The 16996-nt window shown below is 70.1% G+C and carries 16 protein-coding genes; 12 read left to right on the top strand and 4 right to left on the bottom strand.

Annotation, left to right across the window (positions count from 1 at the left end; all coding sequences use genetic code 11):
* The first annotated feature begins 38 nt into the window (after window positions 1-38).
* The 8 genes from atpE to ACFVUT_RS06150 all read left to right on the top strand — a co-directional run bounded on the left by atpE (window position 39) and on the right by ACFVUT_RS06150 (window position 6815).
* The gene (gene atpE, locus ACFVUT_RS06185) at window positions 39-269 is read left to right on the top strand and encodes an ATP synthase F0 subunit C (protein ID WP_073889576.1); all 231 of its coding nucleotides are present in this window, start codon (window positions 39-41) and stop codon (window positions 267-269) included.
* A 42-nt stretch (window positions 270-311) separates the two neighbouring features.
* Window positions 312-854 (top strand): F0F1 ATP synthase subunit B, encoded by a 543-nt coding sequence (locus tag ACFVUT_RS06180; protein WP_389644537.1) that lies wholly within the window; start codon window positions 312-314, stop codon window positions 852-854.
* Entirely contained in the window at window positions 851-1666 is an 816-nt protein-coding gene (locus tag ACFVUT_RS06175; protein WP_389644540.1) for a F0F1 ATP synthase subunit delta, read from the top strand. The genes ACFVUT_RS06180 and ACFVUT_RS06175 overlap by 4 nt, the downstream gene beginning before the upstream one ends.
* A gap of 138 nt (window positions 1667-1804) precedes the next feature.
* Window positions 1805-3376, top strand: coding sequence for a F0F1 ATP synthase subunit alpha (atpA, locus tag ACFVUT_RS06170; RefSeq protein ID WP_389644543.1), 1572 nt, complete (start codon window positions 1805-1807; stop codon window positions 3374-3376).
* A gap of 3 nt (window positions 3377-3379) precedes the next feature.
* A complete protein-coding gene (locus tag ACFVUT_RS06165; protein ID WP_389644545.1) occupies window positions 3380-4294 on the top strand; it encodes a F0F1 ATP synthase subunit gamma in 915 nt (304 codons plus the stop codon).
* Window positions 4294-5736 (top strand): F0F1 ATP synthase subunit beta, encoded by a 1443-nt coding sequence (atpD, locus tag ACFVUT_RS06160; RefSeq protein ID WP_389644548.1) that lies wholly within the window; start codon window positions 4294-4296, stop codon window positions 5734-5736. The genes ACFVUT_RS06165 and atpD overlap by 1 nt, the downstream gene beginning before the upstream one ends.
* A gap of 110 nt (window positions 5737-5846) precedes the next feature.
* Window positions 5847-6221, top strand: a complete 375-nt coding sequence (locus ACFVUT_RS06155) for a F0F1 ATP synthase subunit epsilon (RefSeq protein ID WP_351077758.1) — start codon at window positions 5847-5849, stop codon at window positions 6219-6221.
* A 147-nt stretch (window positions 6222-6368) separates the two neighbouring features.
* Window positions 6369-6815 carry a DUF2550 domain-containing protein gene (locus ACFVUT_RS06150; RefSeq protein WP_389644849.1) on the top strand — a complete coding sequence of 149 codons (447 nt, stop codon included), beginning with the start codon at window positions 6369-6371 and terminating at the stop codon, window positions 6813-6815.
* A 273-nt stretch (window positions 6816-7088) separates the two neighbouring features.
* Here ACFVUT_RS06150 and ACFVUT_RS06145 read toward each other — a convergent pair whose 3' ends face one another.
* From ACFVUT_RS06145 to ACFVUT_RS06135, 3 genes are all read right to left on the bottom strand, one after another.
* Window positions 7089-8969 carry a glycosyl hydrolase family 18 protein gene (locus ACFVUT_RS06145; RefSeq protein WP_389644552.1) on the bottom strand — a complete coding sequence of 627 codons (1881 nt, stop codon included), beginning with the start codon at window positions 8967-8969 and terminating at the stop codon, window positions 7089-7091.
* Window positions 8970-9138: 169 nt separating this feature from the next.
* The gene (locus tag ACFVUT_RS06140; RefSeq protein ID WP_389644555.1) at window positions 9139-9789 is read right to left on the bottom strand and encodes a response regulator; all 651 of its coding nucleotides are present in this window, start codon (window positions 9787-9789) and stop codon (window positions 9139-9141) included.
* Window positions 9786-11039: a sensor histidine kinase gene (locus tag ACFVUT_RS06135; protein ID WP_389644852.1), complete on the bottom strand. Its 1254-nt coding sequence runs from the start codon at window positions 11037-11039 to the stop codon at window positions 9786-9788. The genes ACFVUT_RS06140 and ACFVUT_RS06135 overlap by 4 nt, the downstream gene beginning before the upstream one ends.
* An 88-nt stretch (window positions 11040-11127) precedes the next feature.
* Here ACFVUT_RS06135 and ACFVUT_RS06130 point away from each other — a divergent pair, with 88 nt between their 5' ends.
* The gene (locus ACFVUT_RS06130) at window positions 11128-11670 is read left to right on the top strand and encodes a hypothetical protein (RefSeq protein ID WP_389644558.1); all 543 of its coding nucleotides are present in this window, start codon (window positions 11128-11130) and stop codon (window positions 11668-11670) included.
* A 116-nt stretch (window positions 11671-11786) separates the two neighbouring features.
* Here the strand turns inward: ACFVUT_RS06130 and ACFVUT_RS06125 are convergent, their stop codons facing one another.
* Entirely contained in the window at window positions 11787-12359 is a 573-nt protein-coding gene (locus ACFVUT_RS06125; RefSeq protein ID WP_389644561.1) for a cob(I)yrinic acid a,c-diamide adenosyltransferase, read from the bottom strand.
* Between the two features lie 366 nt (window positions 12360-12725).
* On the opposite strand from ACFVUT_RS06125, the gene ACFVUT_RS06120 reads away from it, so the two are divergent.
* From ACFVUT_RS06120 to ACFVUT_RS06110, 3 genes are all read left to right on the top strand, one after another.
* Complete coding sequence (locus ACFVUT_RS06120) at window positions 12726-13574, top strand: 3-hydroxyacyl-CoA dehydrogenase family protein (protein WP_389644564.1); 849 nt, start codon at window positions 12726-12728, stop codon at window positions 13572-13574.
* 237 nt (window positions 13575-13811) lie between these two features.
* A complete protein-coding gene (locus ACFVUT_RS06115; protein ID WP_362621836.1) occupies window positions 13812-14135 on the top strand; it encodes an STAS domain-containing protein in 324 nt (107 codons plus the stop codon).
* 247 nt (window positions 14136-14382) lie between these two features.
* Window positions 14383-16887 carry an ATP-binding protein gene (locus ACFVUT_RS06110; protein WP_389644567.1) on the top strand — a complete coding sequence of 835 codons (2505 nt, stop codon included), beginning with the start codon at window positions 14383-14385 and terminating at the stop codon, window positions 16885-16887.
* Window positions 16888-16996: the final 109 nt, after the last annotated feature.

Raw genomic sequence — 16996 nt, 5'->3', positions numbered from 1 at the left:
AACCCCCACCGGTCCGTGAAAGAGAAGGAAGAACTGGCATGTCCCAGACCCTTGCTGCCGTCAGCGGCTCCCTCGGCTCCGTCGGTTACGGCCTCGCCGCCATCGGCCCCGGCGTCGGCGTCGGCATCATCTTCGGTAACGGCACCCAGGCTCTCGCCCGTCAGCCCGAGGCTGCCGGTCTCATCCGCGCCAACCAGATCCTCGGCTTCGCCTTCTGTGAGGCGCTCGCCCTGATCGGTCTGGTCATGCCGTTCGTCTACGGCACCTGATCCACGGATCACAGACCAGCCCACTAGACGAAAGGCAATGACGTGAGCCAGATGCTTACGATCGCGGCTGAGACGGAAAACCCGCTCATCCCGCCGATCCCCGAGCTCGTCATCGGCCTCATCGCCTTCCTCATCGTCTTCGGCTTCCTCGCCAAGAAGCTCCTCCCGAACATCAACAAGGTTCTGGAAGAGCGCCGCGAGGCCATCGAAGGCGGTATCGAAAAGGCCGATGCGGCCCAGACCGAGGCCCAGAGCGTTCTTGAGCAGTACAAGGCTCAGCTCGCCGAGGCCCGTCACGAGGCCGCGCGCCTGCGCCAGGAGGCGCAGGAGCAGGGCGCCGTGATCCTGCAGGAGATGCGGGCGGAAGGCCAGCGGCAGCGCGAGGAGATCATCGCTGCCGGCCACGCCCAGATCGAGGCCGACCGCAAGGCCGCGGCCGCCGCGCTGCGTCAGGACGTGGGCAAGCTCGCCACCGACCTGGCCGGCAAGCTCGTCGGCGAGTCCCTTGAGGACCACGCCCGGCAGAGCGGCACCGTCGACCGCTTCCTCGACGAGCTTGAGGCGAAGGCCGAGGCCGTCCGATGAACGGCGCGAGCCGCGAGGCACTGGCTGCCGCACGTGAGCGTCTCGACGCGCTGACCGACAGCACGTCGGTCGACGCGGCGAAGCTCGCCGAGGAGCTGGCCGCCGTCACGGCGCTGCTCCAGCGCGAGGTATCGCTGCGGCGGGTCCTGACCGACCCGTCGCAGGCCGGCGAGGCCAAGGCCGAGCTGGCCGGACGGCTGCTGCGCGGTCAGGTGGGCGGCGAGACCGTCGACCTGATCTCCGGCATGGTCCGCTCCCGCTGGTCGCAGTCGCGCGACCTGGTCGACTCGGTCGAGGAACTGGCGAACATCGCCGACCTCACCGCCGCCCAGCGCGGCGGAGACCTCGACGACGTCGAGGACGAGCTGTTCCGGTTCGGCCGGATCGTCGCCTCCGACAAGGAGCTGCGCTCCGCGCTCACCAGCCGGTCCGCGTCGACCGCCGCCAAGAGCCAGCTGCTGCGCAGCCTGCTCGGCGGCAAGGCGCGGCCGACCACCGAGCGCGTCGTCGTGCGGCTTGTCACCCAGCCGCGTGGACGTAGCCTGGAAGCGGGACTGGAGTCCCTCTCCAAGCTTGCCGCGGAGCGCCGGGACCGCATGGTCGCCGTCGTCACCTCGGCAGTGCCGTTGAGCGATCGGCAGAAGCAGCGCCTCGGTGCCGCACTGGCGAAGATCTACGGTCGGCCGATGCACCTGAATCTCGATGTGGACCCCACGGTCCTCGGCGGGATCGCGGTGCGGGTCGGTGACGAGGTCATCAACGGCACCATCGTGGAGCGCCTCGACGAGGCGAGCCGCCGCATGGCCGGCTGACGAGCGCAGCGCAGCAACAGAACAGAGCAACACCAGCGGCCCGGTTGGGCCGTGCAGAAATTGCAGAAGATTCCTGGGGGTCGGCCCCCAGACCCCCTTAAGAAACTTCGGGCCCAACAAGGAGAGCAGGGAACCCAGATGGCGGAGCTCACGATCCGGCCGGAGGAGATCCGGGATGCGCTGGAGAACTTTGTCCAGTCGTACAAGCCGGACGCGGCCTCGCGCGAGGAGGTCGGTACGGTCAGCGTTGCCGGCGACGGCATCGCGAAGGTCGAGGGTCTTCCCTCGGCCATGGCGAACGAGCTGCTGAAGTTCGAGGACGGCACCCTCGGTCTCGCCCTCAACCTTGAGGAGCGCGAGATCGGTGCCATCGTCCTCGGCGAGTTCAGCGGCATCGAAGAGGGCCAGCCGGTGCAGCGCACCGGTGAGGTGCTCTCCGTCGGCGTCGGCGAGGGCTACCTCGGCCGCGTCGTCGACCCGCTCGGCAACCCGATCGACGGTCTCGGCGAGATCGCGACCGAAAGCCGCCGCGCCCTCGAGCTGCAGGCCCCTGGCGTCATGGTCCGTAAGTCGGTGCACGAGCCGATGCAGACCGGCTACAAGGCCGTCGACGCCATGGTGCCGATCGGCCGCGGCCAGCGTCAGCTGATCATTGGTGACCGTCAGACCGGCAAGACCGCTCTGGCCGTCGACACGATCATCAACCAGCGCGACAACTGGCGCTCGGGCGACGTGAACAAGCAGGTGCGCTGCATCTACGTCGCCATCGGTCAGAAGGGCTCCACCATCGCCTCCGTGCGCGGTGCCCTCGAAGAGGCCGGTGCGCTGGAGTACACGACCATCGTCGCCGCCCCGGCGTCCGACCCGGCCGGCTTCAAGTACCTGGCGCCGTACACCGGTTCGGCCATCGGCCAGCACTGGATGTACGCCGGCAAGCACGTCCTGATCATCTTCGACGACCTCTCGAAGCAGGCCGACGCCTACCGCGCCGTGTCGCTTCTGCTGCGCCGTCCGCCGGGCCGCGAGGCCTACCCGGGCGACGTCTTCTACCTCCACTCGCGTCTGCTGGAGCGCTGCGCCAAGCTCTCCGACGAGATGGGTGCCGGTTCGATGACGGGCCTCCCGATCGTCGAGACCAAGGCGAACGACGTGTCGGCGTTCATCCCGACCAACGTCATCTCCATCACCGACGGCCAGTGCTTCCTGGAGTCCGACCTGTTCAACGCCGGCCAGCGTCCGGCCCTGAACGTCGGTATCTCGGTCTCCCGCGTCGGTGGCTCCGCCCAGCACAAGGCCATGAAGCAGGTCTCCGGCCGTCTCCGTGTGGACCTCGCCCAGTACCGCGAGCTGGAGGCGTTCGCCGCCTTCGGTTCCGACCTGGACGCGGCCTCGAAGTCGTCGCTGGAGCGCGGTAAGCGCATGGTCGAGCTGCTGAAGCAGGGCCAGTACCAGCCGATGCCCGTCGAGGAGCAGGTCATCTCCGTCTGGGCCGGTACCACCGGCAAGATGGACGACGTCCCGGTCGAGGACATCCGCCGCTTCGAGAGCGAGCTGCTGGAGTACCTGCGCCGCGAGCGCAAGGACCTCCTGACCAGCATCGCCGAGGGCGGCAAGATGTCCGACGACACGCTGCAGTCGATCGCCGACGCGATCGCCGCCTTCAAGCAGCAGTTCGAGACCTCGGACGGCAAGCTCCTGGGCGAGGGCTGATCGATGGGCGCTCAGCTTCGCGTTTACAAGCGCCGCATCCGCTCCGTCACCGCCACCAAGAAGATCACCAAGGCGATGGAGATGATCGCCGCTTCGCGCATCGTCAAGGCGCAGCGCCAGGTGGCGGCGTCGACGCCGTACGCGACCGAGCTCACCCGCGCGGTGACCGCGGTGGCGACCGGCTCCACCACCAAGCACCCGCTGACCACCGAGGCCGACGTTCCGGCACGGGCCGCGATCCTGCTCATCACGAGCGACCGCGGCCTGGCCGGCGGTTACTCCTCCAACGCCATCAAGGCCGCGGAGCGACTGACCGAGCGGCTGCGCGGTGAGGGCAAGGAGGTCGACACGTATGTGATCGGCCGCAAGGGCGTCGCCTACTACGGATTCCGCGAGCGCAAGATCGAGGATTCGTGGACGGGCTTCACCGACAGCCCCACGTACGCGGATGCGAAGCGGGCCGCGGCCCCGCTGATCGAAGCGGTCACCAAGGACACCGCCGAGGGCGGCGTGGACGAGCTCCACATCGTCTTCACGGAGTTCGTGTCGATGATGACGCAGAACCCGGTGGACGGCCGGATGCTGCCGCTCAGCCTCGGCGCTGCGAAGGACGAGGACGGCAAGGGCGAGATCCTGCCGTTGTTCGACTTCGAGCCGTCGGCGGAGGACGTCCTCGACGCCCTGCTTCCGCGGTACGTCGAAAGCCGGATCTACAACGCGCTGCTGCAGTCGGCTGCTTCCGAGCACGCTGCCCGCCGCCGCGCGATGAAGTCGGCCACCGACAACGCCGGTGAGCTCATCAAGAGCCTCTCCCGGCTTGCCAACGCGGCCCGCCAGGCCGAAATCACCCAGGAAATCAGCGAGATCGTCGGTGGTGCCAGTGCGCTGGCCGACGCGACCGCGGGGAGTGACAAGTAATGACGACCACAGTTGAGACGGCCGTTGCCACGGGCCGCGTCGCCCGGGTCATCGGCCCGGTCGTCGACGTGGAGTTCCCCGTCGACGCGATGCCGGACATCTACAACGCCCTGACCGTCGAGGTCGCCGACCCGGCCGAGGAGGGCAAGCTCAAGACGCTGACCCTTGAGGTCGCCCAGCACCTCGGCGACGGTGTGGTCCGTGCGATCTCGATGCAGCCCACCGACGGTCTGGTCCGCCAGGCCCCGGTGACCGACACGGGCGCCGGCATCACGGTGCCGGTCGGCGAGATCACCAAGGGCAAGGTGTTCAACACCCTCGGTGAGATCCTGAACAAGCCCGAGGCCGAGGCCGAGGTCACCGAGCGCTGGCCGATCCACCGCAAGGCGCCCAGCTTCGACCAGCTCGAGTCCAAGACCGAGATGTTCGAGACCGGCGTCAAGGTCATCGACCTTCTCACCCCGTACGTCAAGGGTGGAAAGATCGGTCTGTTCGGTGGTGCCGGTGTCGGCAAGACCGTTCTGATCCAGGAAATGATCTACCGCGTCGCCAACAACCACGACGGTGTGTCGGTGTTCGCGGGCGTCGGTGAGCGTACCCGTGAGGGCAACGACCTCATCGAGGAAATGGCCGAGTCGGGCGTCATCGACAAGACCGCCCTTGTCTTCGGTCAGATGGACGAGCCGCCGGGCACGCGTCTTCGCGTCGCGCTGGCCGGTCTGACCATGGCGGAGTACTTCCGCGATGTGCAGAAGCAGGACGTGCTCTTCTTCATCGACAACATCTTCCGGTACACCCAGGCCGGCTCCGAGGTCTCCACGCTGCTCGGCCGCATGCCGTCCGCAGTGGGTTACCAGCCGAACCTGGCCGACGAGATGGGTCTGCTGCAGGAGCGCATCACCTCGACCCGTGGACACTCGATCACCTCGATGCAGGCGATCTACGTCCCCGCGGACGACCTGACCGACCCGGCCCCGGCCACCACCTTCGCCCACCTCGACGCGACGACGGTTCTCTCCCGTCCGATCTCCGAGAAGGGCATCTACCCGGCCGTGGACCCGCTCGACTCCACGTCCCGGATCCTGGACCCGCGCTACATCGCGGCGGACCACTACGCGGCGGCCATGCGTGTCAAGGGGATCCTCCAGAAGTACAAGGACCTCCAGGACATCATCGCGATCCTCGGTATCGACGAGCTGGGCGAGGAGGACAAGCTCGTTGTCCACCGTGCCCGTCGTGTCGAGCGCTTCCTGTCGCAGAACACCCACGTCGCCAAGCAGTTCACCGGCGTGGACGGTTCGGACGTTCCGCTCGACGAGTCGATCGCCGCGTTCAACTCGATCTGTGACGGGGAGTACGACCACTTCCCCGAGCAGGCGTTCTTCATGTGCGGTGGCATCGAGGACCTCAAGGCCAACGCCAAGGAGCTCGGCGTCTCCTGAGCCCATGGCTCACCGAGGGGGGTGGGTGCGTCCCGCCCCCCTCACCACGCCCCTTAGAATTGACCCAACACCCGGCTTGAACGGCCGGGTGGTGACCCGAGGAGCCACCCTTGGCTGCTGAGCTGCACGTCGAGCTGGTCGCCGCGGACCGCAGTGTCTGGTCCGGCGAGGCCACCCTGGTCGTCGCGCGCACCACGTCCGGCGACATCGGCGTCATGCCCGGTCACCAGCCGCTTCTGGGTGTGCTGGAATCGGGCCCGGTGACGATCCGTACGAGCGACGGCGCGACCGTGATCGCCGCTGTGCACGGCGGTTTCATCTCGTTCGCTGACGACAAGCTCTCGCTGCTCGCGGAGATCGCGGAGCTGGCGGACGAGATCGATGTCCAGCGCGCCGAGCGTGCGCTGGAGCGTGCGAAGTCGGACACGGACGCCGCTTCCGAGCGGCGCGCCGAAGTGCGACTGCGCGCGGTGGCGGTGCGCTAGCGCTCCGCGACAACGTAGCTTTACCCTCAGCCGCGGCCCGAGCTGGAGACCTCTCCAGACCGTGTCGCGGCTGCGGCGATGCAGGTGCAGGTGCAGGTGTAGTGATGGCGGTATCCGTTACTCGACGACGCGAGGAGGTCGGTGGAGATGTTCCTCGCGCTGTGGGTGGGCGGGCTGGTCGTCGCACTGGTCGCGATTGGTCTCTTCGTCTTCGGTCTGCGCCGGCGGCTGATCCAGCGCTCCGGTGGGACCTTTGACTGCAGTCTGCGCTGGGATGTGCCGGAGGAGCCCGATCTCTCGGGCAAGGGCTGGGTGTACGGGGTCGCGCGGTACAGCGGCGACCAGATCGACTGGTTCCGGGTCTTCTCGTACTCTCTTCGGCCGCGTCGGCTCCTGGAGCGTTCCGCGATCGAGGTCGTCGCCCGTCGGCTGCCCGAGGGCGAGGAGGAGCTGGCGCTCCTGTCCGACGCCGTGGTGCTCGGTTGTCTTCATCGTGGGGTCCGCCTGGAGCTGGCCATGAGCGAGGACGCGCTGACCGGGTTCCTCGCCTGGCTGGAGGCGGCTCCGCCCGGCCAGCGGGTCAACGTGGCGTGACGGGTGCCGGGTGACCGGACCGTAGGACGTGGACCGAGCGTCCGCGTGGGAACGACGTGGGACTGGGCGTCCGCGTGGGAACGACGTGGGACTGGGCGTCCGCGTGGGAACGACGTGAGACCGAGCGTCCGCGTGGGAACGACCACGGGCCGAGCGTCCGCGCGGAACACCATGGATCCGAGTGTCCGCGTGGGAACGACGAAAAACCGGGGAGACAGGGGGCGGACCTGTCTCCCCGGTGGCTTTCCGGGGTGGTGCGGTGAGCGGTGAGTGCTACTTCAGACCGCTGTTGATCGCGCTGACGAGTTCACCGTTGGTCGTGTCGCCGCTGAACTCCCAGAAGAACGCGCCTCCCAGGCCCTGACCCTTCGCCCAGGTCATCTTGGACGCGATGGTGGCCGGGGTGTCGTAGCTCCACCAGTTGGTGCCGCAGTGCGCGTAGGCCGTACCGGCGATCGTGCCGGTGGCCGGGCAGCTCGTCTTGAGGACCTTGTAGTCCTCGATGCCGGCCTCGTAGGTGCCGGGGGCCGCGCCGGTGGCGGTGCCGCCGGGTGCGTCCTGGGTGACACCGGTCCAGCCGCGGCCGTAGAAGCCGATGCCGAGCAGCAGCTTCGAGGCGGGGACGCCCTGGGCCTTGAGCTTGGCGATGGCGTCGGCGGAGTTGAAGCCGGCCTGCGGGATGCCGCTGTAGGAGGTGAGGGGGGAGTGCGGGGCGGTCGGGCCCTTCGCGTCCCAGGCGCCGAAGAAGTCGTACGTCATCACGTTGTACCAGTCCAGGGACTGGGCGGCGCCCGCGTAGTCCGTGGCGTCGATCTTGCCACCGGTGGAGGCGTCGGCGGTGATGGCGGCCGTCACCAGGTTGTTGCTGCCGAACTTCGTGCGCAGCGCGGAGGTGATGCCCTTCAGCGCGGCCGGGCCGCTGGTGTCGCAGGTCAGACCGCAGGCGTTGGGGTACTCCCAGTCGATGTCGATGCCGTCGAAGACATCGGCCCAGCGGGGGTCCTCGACCAGGTCGTAGCAGGACTGGGCGAACGCGGCCGGGTTCTTCGCGGCCTCGCCGAAGCCGCCGGACCAGGTCCAGCCGCCGAAGGACCACAGGACCTTGATGTTCGGGTACTTGGCCTTGAGCTTGCGCAGCTGGTTGAAGCTGCCGCGCAGCGGCTGGTCCCAGGTGTCGGCGACGCCGTCGACGGACTTGTCGGCGGTGTATGCCATGTCGTAGTCGGCGTAGGCGTCACCGATCGCGCACTTGCCGCCGGTCACGTTGCCGAAGGCGTAGTTGATGTGCGTGATCTTCGCGGCCGAACCCGAGGTGTCCAGGTTCTTGACGTGGTAGTTCCGGCCGTAGACGCCCCAGTCGGTGAAGTAACCGAGGTTGACCTTGCCGCCGGTGCCGGGGTCGGGGTTGCCGCCGCCACCACCGGTGGTGTGGACCTTGACCGCGCCGCTGACCGGACCGGTCTGGTCGGCGGTGTCACGGGCCTGCACGGTGTACGAGTAGTCGGTGCCCGCGGTGAGGCCGGTGTCGGTGTACGTCGTACCGGTGACCGTGGAGACGACGGCGCCGTCGCGCAGGACGTCGTAGTTCTTGATGCCGTTGTCGTCGGTCGCCGCGGTCCAGCTCAGCTTGGCCGAGGTGTCGGTGACGGCGCTCGCGGTCGGGGTGCCGGGCGCCGAGGGGGCGTTGTCGCCGGGGACGCTGCCGCCGTCGCACGAGGCGCCGTTCAGCTTGCAGCCGGTGGGGGCGCCGGCGCCGCTGCCGTTGAAGCCGAAGGAGACGCTGGCGCCCGGTGCGACCGCACCGTTCCAGCCGACGTTCTTCGCGGTCCAGTGGGTGCCGGAGCTGGTGACGGTGGCGTCCCAGGCGGAGGTGACCGCGGTGCCCGAGGGGAAGTCCCACTCGATGGTCCAGGAGGAGAGGGCGGTGGTGCCGGTGTTCTTCACCGTCCACTGGCCCTCGAAGCCGGTGCCCCAGTCGGACTTCTTGACGTACGTGGCGGTGGCCGAGGTGGCCGCCTCGGCGGGGGAGGCCAGGCCGACCATCGCGGCGAGCGGAAGGAGCAGCGCGGTGAGGCCCGCGACCGCTCGGGATCTGGTGGCTCTGCCGGCCCCGAGTCTGAATCGGGTCCGGCGTAGGGGGGTTTCAGTGCTCAACGGTGCTCCTCGGGTGAGGTCCGGACAAACGGGGGTGGTCCGTGGACTGCAAACCCTGCGCCGCCCTGAGCGCGCCTTGTCATGGCGTGCTCACCGCAGTGTGCTCGGTGAGATTAGGAAGGTCTGGACCAATCGTCAAGAGGTCCAGACCAAAGAGCGGTGTTAAACCTCAGACGCCCAACTCCCGTGCCAGCACCGCTGCCTGGGCCCGGCTGCGCAGTTCCAGCTTGCCCAGCAACCTGCTGACGTGCGTCTTCACCGTCCCCTCGGCCATCGAGAGGCGTGCCGCTATCTCGGCGTTCGACAGCCCGGCACCGAGACAGCCCAGCACCTCCCGCTCCCGCCGGGTGAGCGCGTCGAGCACCACCGGGTCGGGTGCGGTTCCCTGCCGTACGGGGGCGGCCCCGGCGAACTCCGCGATCAGACGGCGTGTCACGGCGGGGGCGATCAGCCCCTCGCCGCGCGCCACGGTGCGCACCGCTTCGAGCAGATCGCGCGCCTCCGTGTTCTTCAGCAGGAAGCCCGCGGCCCCCGCCCGCAGCGCCCCGAAGACGTACTCGTCCAGATCGAACGTCGTCAGCACCAGTACGTCCGCGAGGCGCTCGGCCACCACCTGCCGGGTCGCCGACACCCCGTCGAGCCGGGGCATCGACACGTCCATCAGCACCAGATCCGGCCGCAGTTCACGGGCCAGGCGCACCGCCTCCTCGCCGTCCCCGGCCTCGCCGACGACCTCGATGTCCGGCGCGCTGCGCAGAATGAGCACCAGCCCCGCACGCACGGCCGACTGGTCCTCGGCGACCACGACTCGGATCGTCATGTCCTCAAGCCCCTTTCGTCAACGGGCAGTTCGGCCCGTACGCGCCAGACCGGCGGCGCACTTCCGGGGCTCACCGGCCCCGCCTCGATCGCCCCTCCCAACAGGGCCACCCGCTCCCGCATACCGGCGAGGCCGGCCCCCGCCCCGGGTGCGCGCGGCCCGGGGCGCTCTCCGAACACGCTGCTGACCTCCACCGTGAGCGCCTGCCCCACGCGCCCGAGCCGCACCACGACCGGGCCGGGCGCCGCATGCTTGAGCGCGTTCGTCAGGGACTCCTGGACGATCCGGTAGGCGGCCAGTTCGACCGGTGCCGGCAGAGGATCCTGCTCGTCCCGGCCGTCCTCGAAGACGCAGCTCAGCCCGCTGGACGCGGCGCTCGTGCGGGTCTGCTCGACCAGTGCGTCCAGCGAGGCGAGCGTCGGCGCGGCGCTCGGTCCCCCCTCCGTGTCCCCGGTGCGCAACAGACCGATCAGCCGCCGCATCTCGGCGAGTCCGTCGACGCTGTTCTCCCGGATCACGCCGAGCGCGTCGCGCGAGGTGGCCGGGTCGTCGATGGAGAGGGCGGCCGTGGAGTGGATGGCGATCGCCGAGAGATGGTTCGCCACCATGTCGTGCAGTTCGCGGGCCATCCGGGTGCGCTCGGCGGTCACCGCCTGGACGCGGTCCATCTCGGCCAGCAGCGCGGTCTGATCGGCCCGCAGCCGGGCGGTCTCCGCGGCGTCGCGGTGGTTGCGGACGCTGACCCCGGTGATGGCGGGCAGGAACGAGACCACCCCGGTGATGACGCCGATGAGGAGCGCCTGGGGATTGCGGAACCACGCCAGGAACCCGAGCGTGACCGCGACGGTGATCAGGAAGGTGGTCACCGGGATGCGGCGGGCGGCGGCCGGTGTCCCGTACAGCACGGCCGCGTACATGAGGTCGGTGAACATGAGGACGGTCCCGAGGTTCCCGACCGTGAACTGGTCGGCGACCAGGGCGAGCGTGCCGACGACCAGCGCCGTCTGCGGGGCGGTCCTGCGGAACAGTTCGAGTGCGGAGACGACGGCGAGCGGCAGCAGGCAGACCCATGGGGCCACGAGGACCCGGTCGGCCTGCGCATGCAGCCCGAACACCCACAGGAGCGCGCCGCCGAGGAGGCCGAGGGCGGCGATGAGGATGTCGTGGCGGTGGGGGCGGGGAAGCACCCTCCCATCCAACACAACGACAGCCCTCCGGACCTCCGCGTCGTCGGTGATGCGGGAGTACATCGAAGGATGCAGCCGCAGTTCGTCACCGCCGACGACGCCCCCGGTCGCCGCGGCCGGAAGACTGGAGGGGAGCGGAAGGAGAAGAGCGGTGATCGTCACGCTGATCGTGCTCTGCGAAGTCGGCTTCTGGCTGCTGCTGGCGGCGGGGCTCGTCCTGCGGTATCCGGCGGGGAAGCCGCGGCTGGGTGCGGCGGTGCTGCTGTGCGAGCCGCTGCTGGAGGCCGTCCTGCTGGTGGTGACGGCCGTCGACCTGAAGAACGGGGCCGAGCCGGACTGGAAGCACGGCCTCGCCGCGGTCTACATCGGCTTCACGGTGGGGCTCGGCCCCTCCACGATCCGCTGGGTCGACGCCCGGTTCGCCCACCGCTACGCCGGCGGCCCGCCGCCGGTGAAGCCGCCGAAGTACGGCAGGGCGCGCGCGGCGCACGAGTGGCGGGTCGCCGCGCGGTGGACGGTCGCGGCCGCGACGGCGCTGGTGCTGCTGCAGGCAGCCGTCTGGTACGTGGGCGGGGACGGCGAGGTGACCTCGTTGCAGGCGTGGCAGGCGAGGATGCTGCTGGTGATCGGGATCAACGTGGTCATCGCCGGGAGCTACACGCTGTTCCCGAAGAAGGAGCGCGCGGCGCGCTGAGCCCCCGGACGGCTCCGGCTGAGCTCCCGGACGCTCCGGCCGAGCCCCCGGGCGCTCCGGCGGCCGGGCCCGCCCGACGACGGGGAACGTCCGGCGGCCGGGGAAGGGCGGTACGGCTACCGCTCGCCGCCGGGCACCCACAGCACGTCGCCGACCTCCTTGTTCGCCGTCCGCGCGAGGATGAACAGCAGGTCGGAGAGGCGATTGAGGTACGTCGCCGTCAGCGCGTTCATCACCTCGCCGTGCACCTCCAGCGCCGCCCACGTGGACCGCTCCGCACGTCGGACCACCGTGCACGCCTGGTGCAGCAGCGTCGCCCCCGGCGTACCGCCCGGGAGGATGAAGCTGCGCAGCTTCTCCAACGGCTCCAGGAAGCGGTCGCAGTCCGCCTCCAGCTTGTCGACGTAACTCTGCTCGACCCGCAGCGGCGGGTACTTCGGGCTCTCGACGACGGGGGTCGACAGGTCCGCGCCCACGTCGAACAGGTCGTTCTGCACGCGGACGAGGACCTTGACGACGTCCTCGGAGAGCTGCCCGAGCGCGATCGCCGTACCGATGACGGCGTTGGCCTCATTGGTGTCGGCGTACGCGGCGATCCGCAGATCGGTCTTGGCGGTCCGGCTCATGTCGCCGAGGGCGGTGGTGCCCTGATCACCGGTGCGGGTGTAGATACGTGTCAGATTGACCATGGGACCAGCCTAGGCGGTCCCGTCCGACGTGACCGGGGGCCTTCTCGGCGGGAGAGCTCGACGTGACCGGGGGCCTTCTCGGCGGGCGAGCTCGACGCGACCGGGGATCTCCGCGGCGGGAGCCCCGATGTGACCGGTGGCTCGGCGTGACGGGGCCTCCTCGGCGCGGGAGGGGCCTCAACTGCGCCCGGCGCGCCGCCCGATGACGCACCCCGGTGTGATGTCCGTCATGTGAGACGTGACGCGCATCTCTTCACGGCCCCAGAGTCCCTCACGGGTACTAATGTCCGCCGGAGAGTATGTGAACAACCGTTAGGCCGTGCAGGGACCAGCTGCAGGGGCGGACTCAGACCAAGGGGTGCAGACGTGGCCAGGAAGCTCGCCGTCATCGGGGCCGGACTCATGGGATCCGGTATCGCGCAGGTGTCCGCCCAGGCGGGCTGGGACGTCGTGCTGCGTGATGTCACCGACGAGGCCCTGGCCCGTGGTCGTGACGGCATCAGGGCCTCCTACGACAAGTTCGTCTCCAAGGGGAAGCTGGCGGCGGCCGACGCCGAAGCCGCGCTCGGACGCATCACCACCACCACCGACCTCGACGCGGTCGGCGACGCGGATGTCGTCGTCGAGGCCGTCTTCGAGAAGCTTGAGGTCAAGCACGAGATCTTCCGGGCCCTCGACAAGATCGTCCGGGACGACGCCGTTCTCGCCTCCAACACCTCCGCGATCCCGATCACGAAGATCGCGGCCGTGACGGAGCGCCCCGAGCGCGTCGTGGGTGTCCACTTCTTCTCGCCGGTCCCGATGATGCAGCTCTGCGAACTCGTACGCGGCTACAAGACCAGCGACGAAACCCTCGCCACCGCACGGGAGTTCGCCGAGTCCGTCGGCAAGACCTGCATCGTCGTCAACCGTGACGTGGCCGGCTTCGTCACCACCCGGCTGATCTCGGCGCTCGTCGTCGAGGCCGCCAAGCTGTACGAGTCGGGCGTCGCCTCGGCCGAGGACATCGACATCGCCTGCAAGCTGGGATTCGGCCACGCCATGGGGCCCCTGGCCACGGCGGACCTGACCGGCGTCGACATCCTGCTGCACGCCACGAGCAACATCTACACCGAGTCCCAGGACGAGAAGTTCGCCGCGCCGGAGCTGATGCGCCGGATGGTGGATGCAGGTGACATCGGACGCAAGAGCGGGCAGGGCTTCTACACGTACTGATCGTTTTCGGTCTTCCGGTTGCCTGGACTGCCGTCGGTCGGGCCCGGTGGTCCGGGGGGAGTCTTTGGAATCGGTGGATCCACAGGGGGGTTCTCGCCGGGTCTGAGTCACTCCGGGGAGTGAATTCGGTATCGGTTCGCTTACAGACGGCAACCTCCCTGTCTCTGCCGCAGTCAGTTGTGGCAGAGACAGAACAGACAGACGAACCTTGCTACGGAGCGATTCCGGGGAGCGCATATGCACATCAGGGGCGACCACGCCGAACTGGTCGTCGGGGGCCGCCTCGACGTCCGAAGCGCGGCGGACGCCCGAACGGCCCTGCACTCGGCCCTCGACGACGGGGCCGGTGACCTGGTGCTCGATCTGACCGAGCTGGACTCCTGGGACGCCACCGGGCTCGGCGTCATCATGGGCGCGCACCGCCGGGCCGGCCGGGCCGGACGGCGGCTGGTGCTCCGCGGCGTGCCGCCGCAGATGCAGCGCCTGCTCGTGGCGACGAGGCTGCACCGCATCCTGGCCATTGAGGGCGGAATCGCAGCGGACTCCCTGCCCCGCGTATAGATCCTCACCGGCCCGGGCGGACAGCCCGGCCGTGCGACCGGCCGAAGGTGCACAATCCGGATGAGAACGCGCGCTTCGGACGACTCGGCCCCCCGACTGTGCGCGCACACTGTGCGACGGTCTAGGGTTCGGGCCGTCCGCCGATTGACGAACCCACCAGGCGGGCACCGGACCGGGAGCGACAGCGGGGCGTGCGAGGCCGGGAGGGGCAAAGCAATCGTGCGCGACGCGTCTGGGGGCATGGGCGATGGACCCGACAGAGCCGGAAGAGTACGGCCTGGACAACGACGGCTTCGGCGCGGGAAGCGACCGACGGCGGTCGCCCCGCGATCCGTCCCCGAGCGATCAGCCCCGTGCGGGCAGGGGGGGCCTCATCGCTCCGGACTTCGGTCCGCTCATGCCGCAACAGGCGCGCGTCGTGCGGCTCATATCGGGCGACTACCTCCTCACCGTCAATCCGGTCGACGGCAGTGAGGTCGAACTGCGCCCGCCGGGGGAGCACCCCGACCCGCCGGTCAGGCGCACCGCGGCCGAGCGCGCCGATCGTGAACGTGCCACCGCGCCGCCCGTGCCGCCCGGCCCGCCGGCCCCTCAGCTGCCCCTCCTGGAGCGTGCGGAAGAGCGCGAGCGGCTGGCCCGCCTGCTGGCCCGCGGCCGCTCGGTGCGGCTCACCGGACCGGCCGGTTCCGGCCGTACGACCCTGCTGAACGCCGTCGCCGCCGACTGCGCGGACCTCGCCCCGGACGGAGTCGTCCGGCTCAGCGGCCACAAGAGAACCGCTACTGACCTGCTGTACGGGCTCTTCGAGGCCGTACACGACCCACGGCTGTACCGGCCCGACCGCGCCGGTCTCCTCGAAAGGGTCCGGAGCATCGGCGCCGTCGTCGTACTCGACGACCTGGAGTTCGGCGGAGCCGCCCTGGACGAGCTGCTCGACGCCACCCCGGAGTGCGCCTTCCTGTTCGCGACCACTCCCGATGTCGCCGCTCCCAGCCCGGACGCGTACCTCGAAGAGGTCTTCCTCGCGGGCCTCGGCCGCGGCTCCTCGGCCGAACTGCTGGAGCGGGTCGTCGAGCGCCCGCTCACCGACGAGGAGGCGAACTGGGCGGGAGACCTCTGGTTCGAGTCGGAGGGGCTGCCGCTGCGCTTCGTCCAGGCGGGCGCCCTGCTGCTCCAGCGCGACATGCTGCGCACCGATCCCGAGGCGTACGGCGGCCTTCCCGACGCCCGGTCCGTCGCCGCACCCTTCGGGCACGACGAGGACATCGACGGCGTCCATGTGCCGCTGCCGAGCCTCGGTGAGGGCGCCGCGCCTGCCGCGCTGCTCGCCTCACGGCTCAGCGCGGCCGCCCGCGACACCCTGCGCTTCGCGGTCGCGCTCGGCGGCGAGGTGCCCCACCAGGCGCATCTGCCGGCGCTGGTGGGGGACACCCACGCCGACGCCGCGCTCGGCGAACTGGCGGGCTGCGGGCTCCTCTCCCCGGCCGGTTCCCGCTACCGGCTGGCCGCCGGGGTCCTCACCCAGCTGGAGGCCGCCGGGTACGGCCAGGACAGCAGCGACCGCGCCCGGACGGCGGCCCAGCACTACGCCTGGTGGTCCGGGCACCCCTCCGTCACTCCCGCACGGGCGTCGACCGAGGCCGACGCCGTCATCGCGGCGATGGCGCAGCTCGTCCCCGGCGACGGGGCGGGGCAGACGAGCGCCGCCGTGCTGCTGGCCCACAGCGCCGCCCCGGCCTTCGCGGCGGGGCTGCACTGGGGCGCCTGGGAGAAGGCTCTGCGGATCGGCCAGGAGGCGGCCAGGATCGCCGGAGAGGTCGCCGAAGAGGCTTACTTCCACCATGAGTTGGGCGTCCTCGCGCTCTGCACCGGCAATCCGGACCGGGCCAGGGCGGAGCTGGAGACCTCGATAGGCATGCGCGGGGCGCTCGCCGACAAGTCGGGCGCGGTGGCCGGGCGGCGCGCGCTCGCGCTGGTCGTGGACAGCGCCGGTGGCCCTTTGGCCGGCGTGCCCTTCCCGGGGGGCGACGAGGCGTCGGAGCCGCGCTACGAGGAGACGGCGCCGTTGCCCGCCGGTCCGACGGCCGCGGTGACGCAGACGCTGTCACAGCCGTACGGCGACGCCACCGCGGTGATATCCCGGCAGGGCGCCGCCGCCTCCCCGGGCGCGCGGGGCGGACGCCCCGGGAAGAAGACGGGAGCCCGTCGGCGCAATCTGGTCGCGGCCGGTGTGGGCGTCCTCCTGGTCGGGGTGATCGGCACGGTGGTAGCCCTGGGGATGCCGTCGGGCGACGGCGACGCCCAGGGGGATCCGGGTGTCACGAGCGAGGAGCCGGCCGCCCAGGACGACAGCGGGGACGAGCTCCCGGCCGACGAACCGGCGGACCGTGCGACGCCCGGCGACACGGCGTCCAGCAGCAGCACCGTGACGCCGAGCCCCTCGGGCGGACGTGCCACGCCGAGCACGAGCGGCACACCGTCCACGGATTCCACGGGGACGGCCGGCACCCCGTCCTCGGACACACCGTCCAGTGGCAAGCCGTCGTCGGGCAGACCGACCAAGTCGTCCAGCCCGACGAAGTCGTCGACGCCGACCAAGTCGAACAGCCCGAGCCCGACCCCGACGGAGACCTCTCCCGACCCGACGGACTCGGAGACGGTGACCCCGCCGGACTCGCCGAACACCTCCGACTCGGCGAGCGGCCCCTCCTCTTCCGCGTCCGGAGCGGACAGCGAACCGACCACGGCCTGAGCTTGTGGGATGACCTCGGGATGACCTCTGATCGGGCGGTCACGCCCGGGCACGCATGTTTCCGGCGCCCTGGAACCGCACGGCCCATGTCACGTCCGCTTTCCGACGT

It is taken from the genome of Streptomyces sp. NPDC058051 (genome assembly GCF_042885475.1).
Taxonomy (GTDB): Bacteria; Actinomycetota; Actinomycetes; order Streptomycetales; family Streptomycetaceae; genus Streptomyces.
This window is presented reverse-complemented; position numbering and strand designations above follow the sequence as displayed.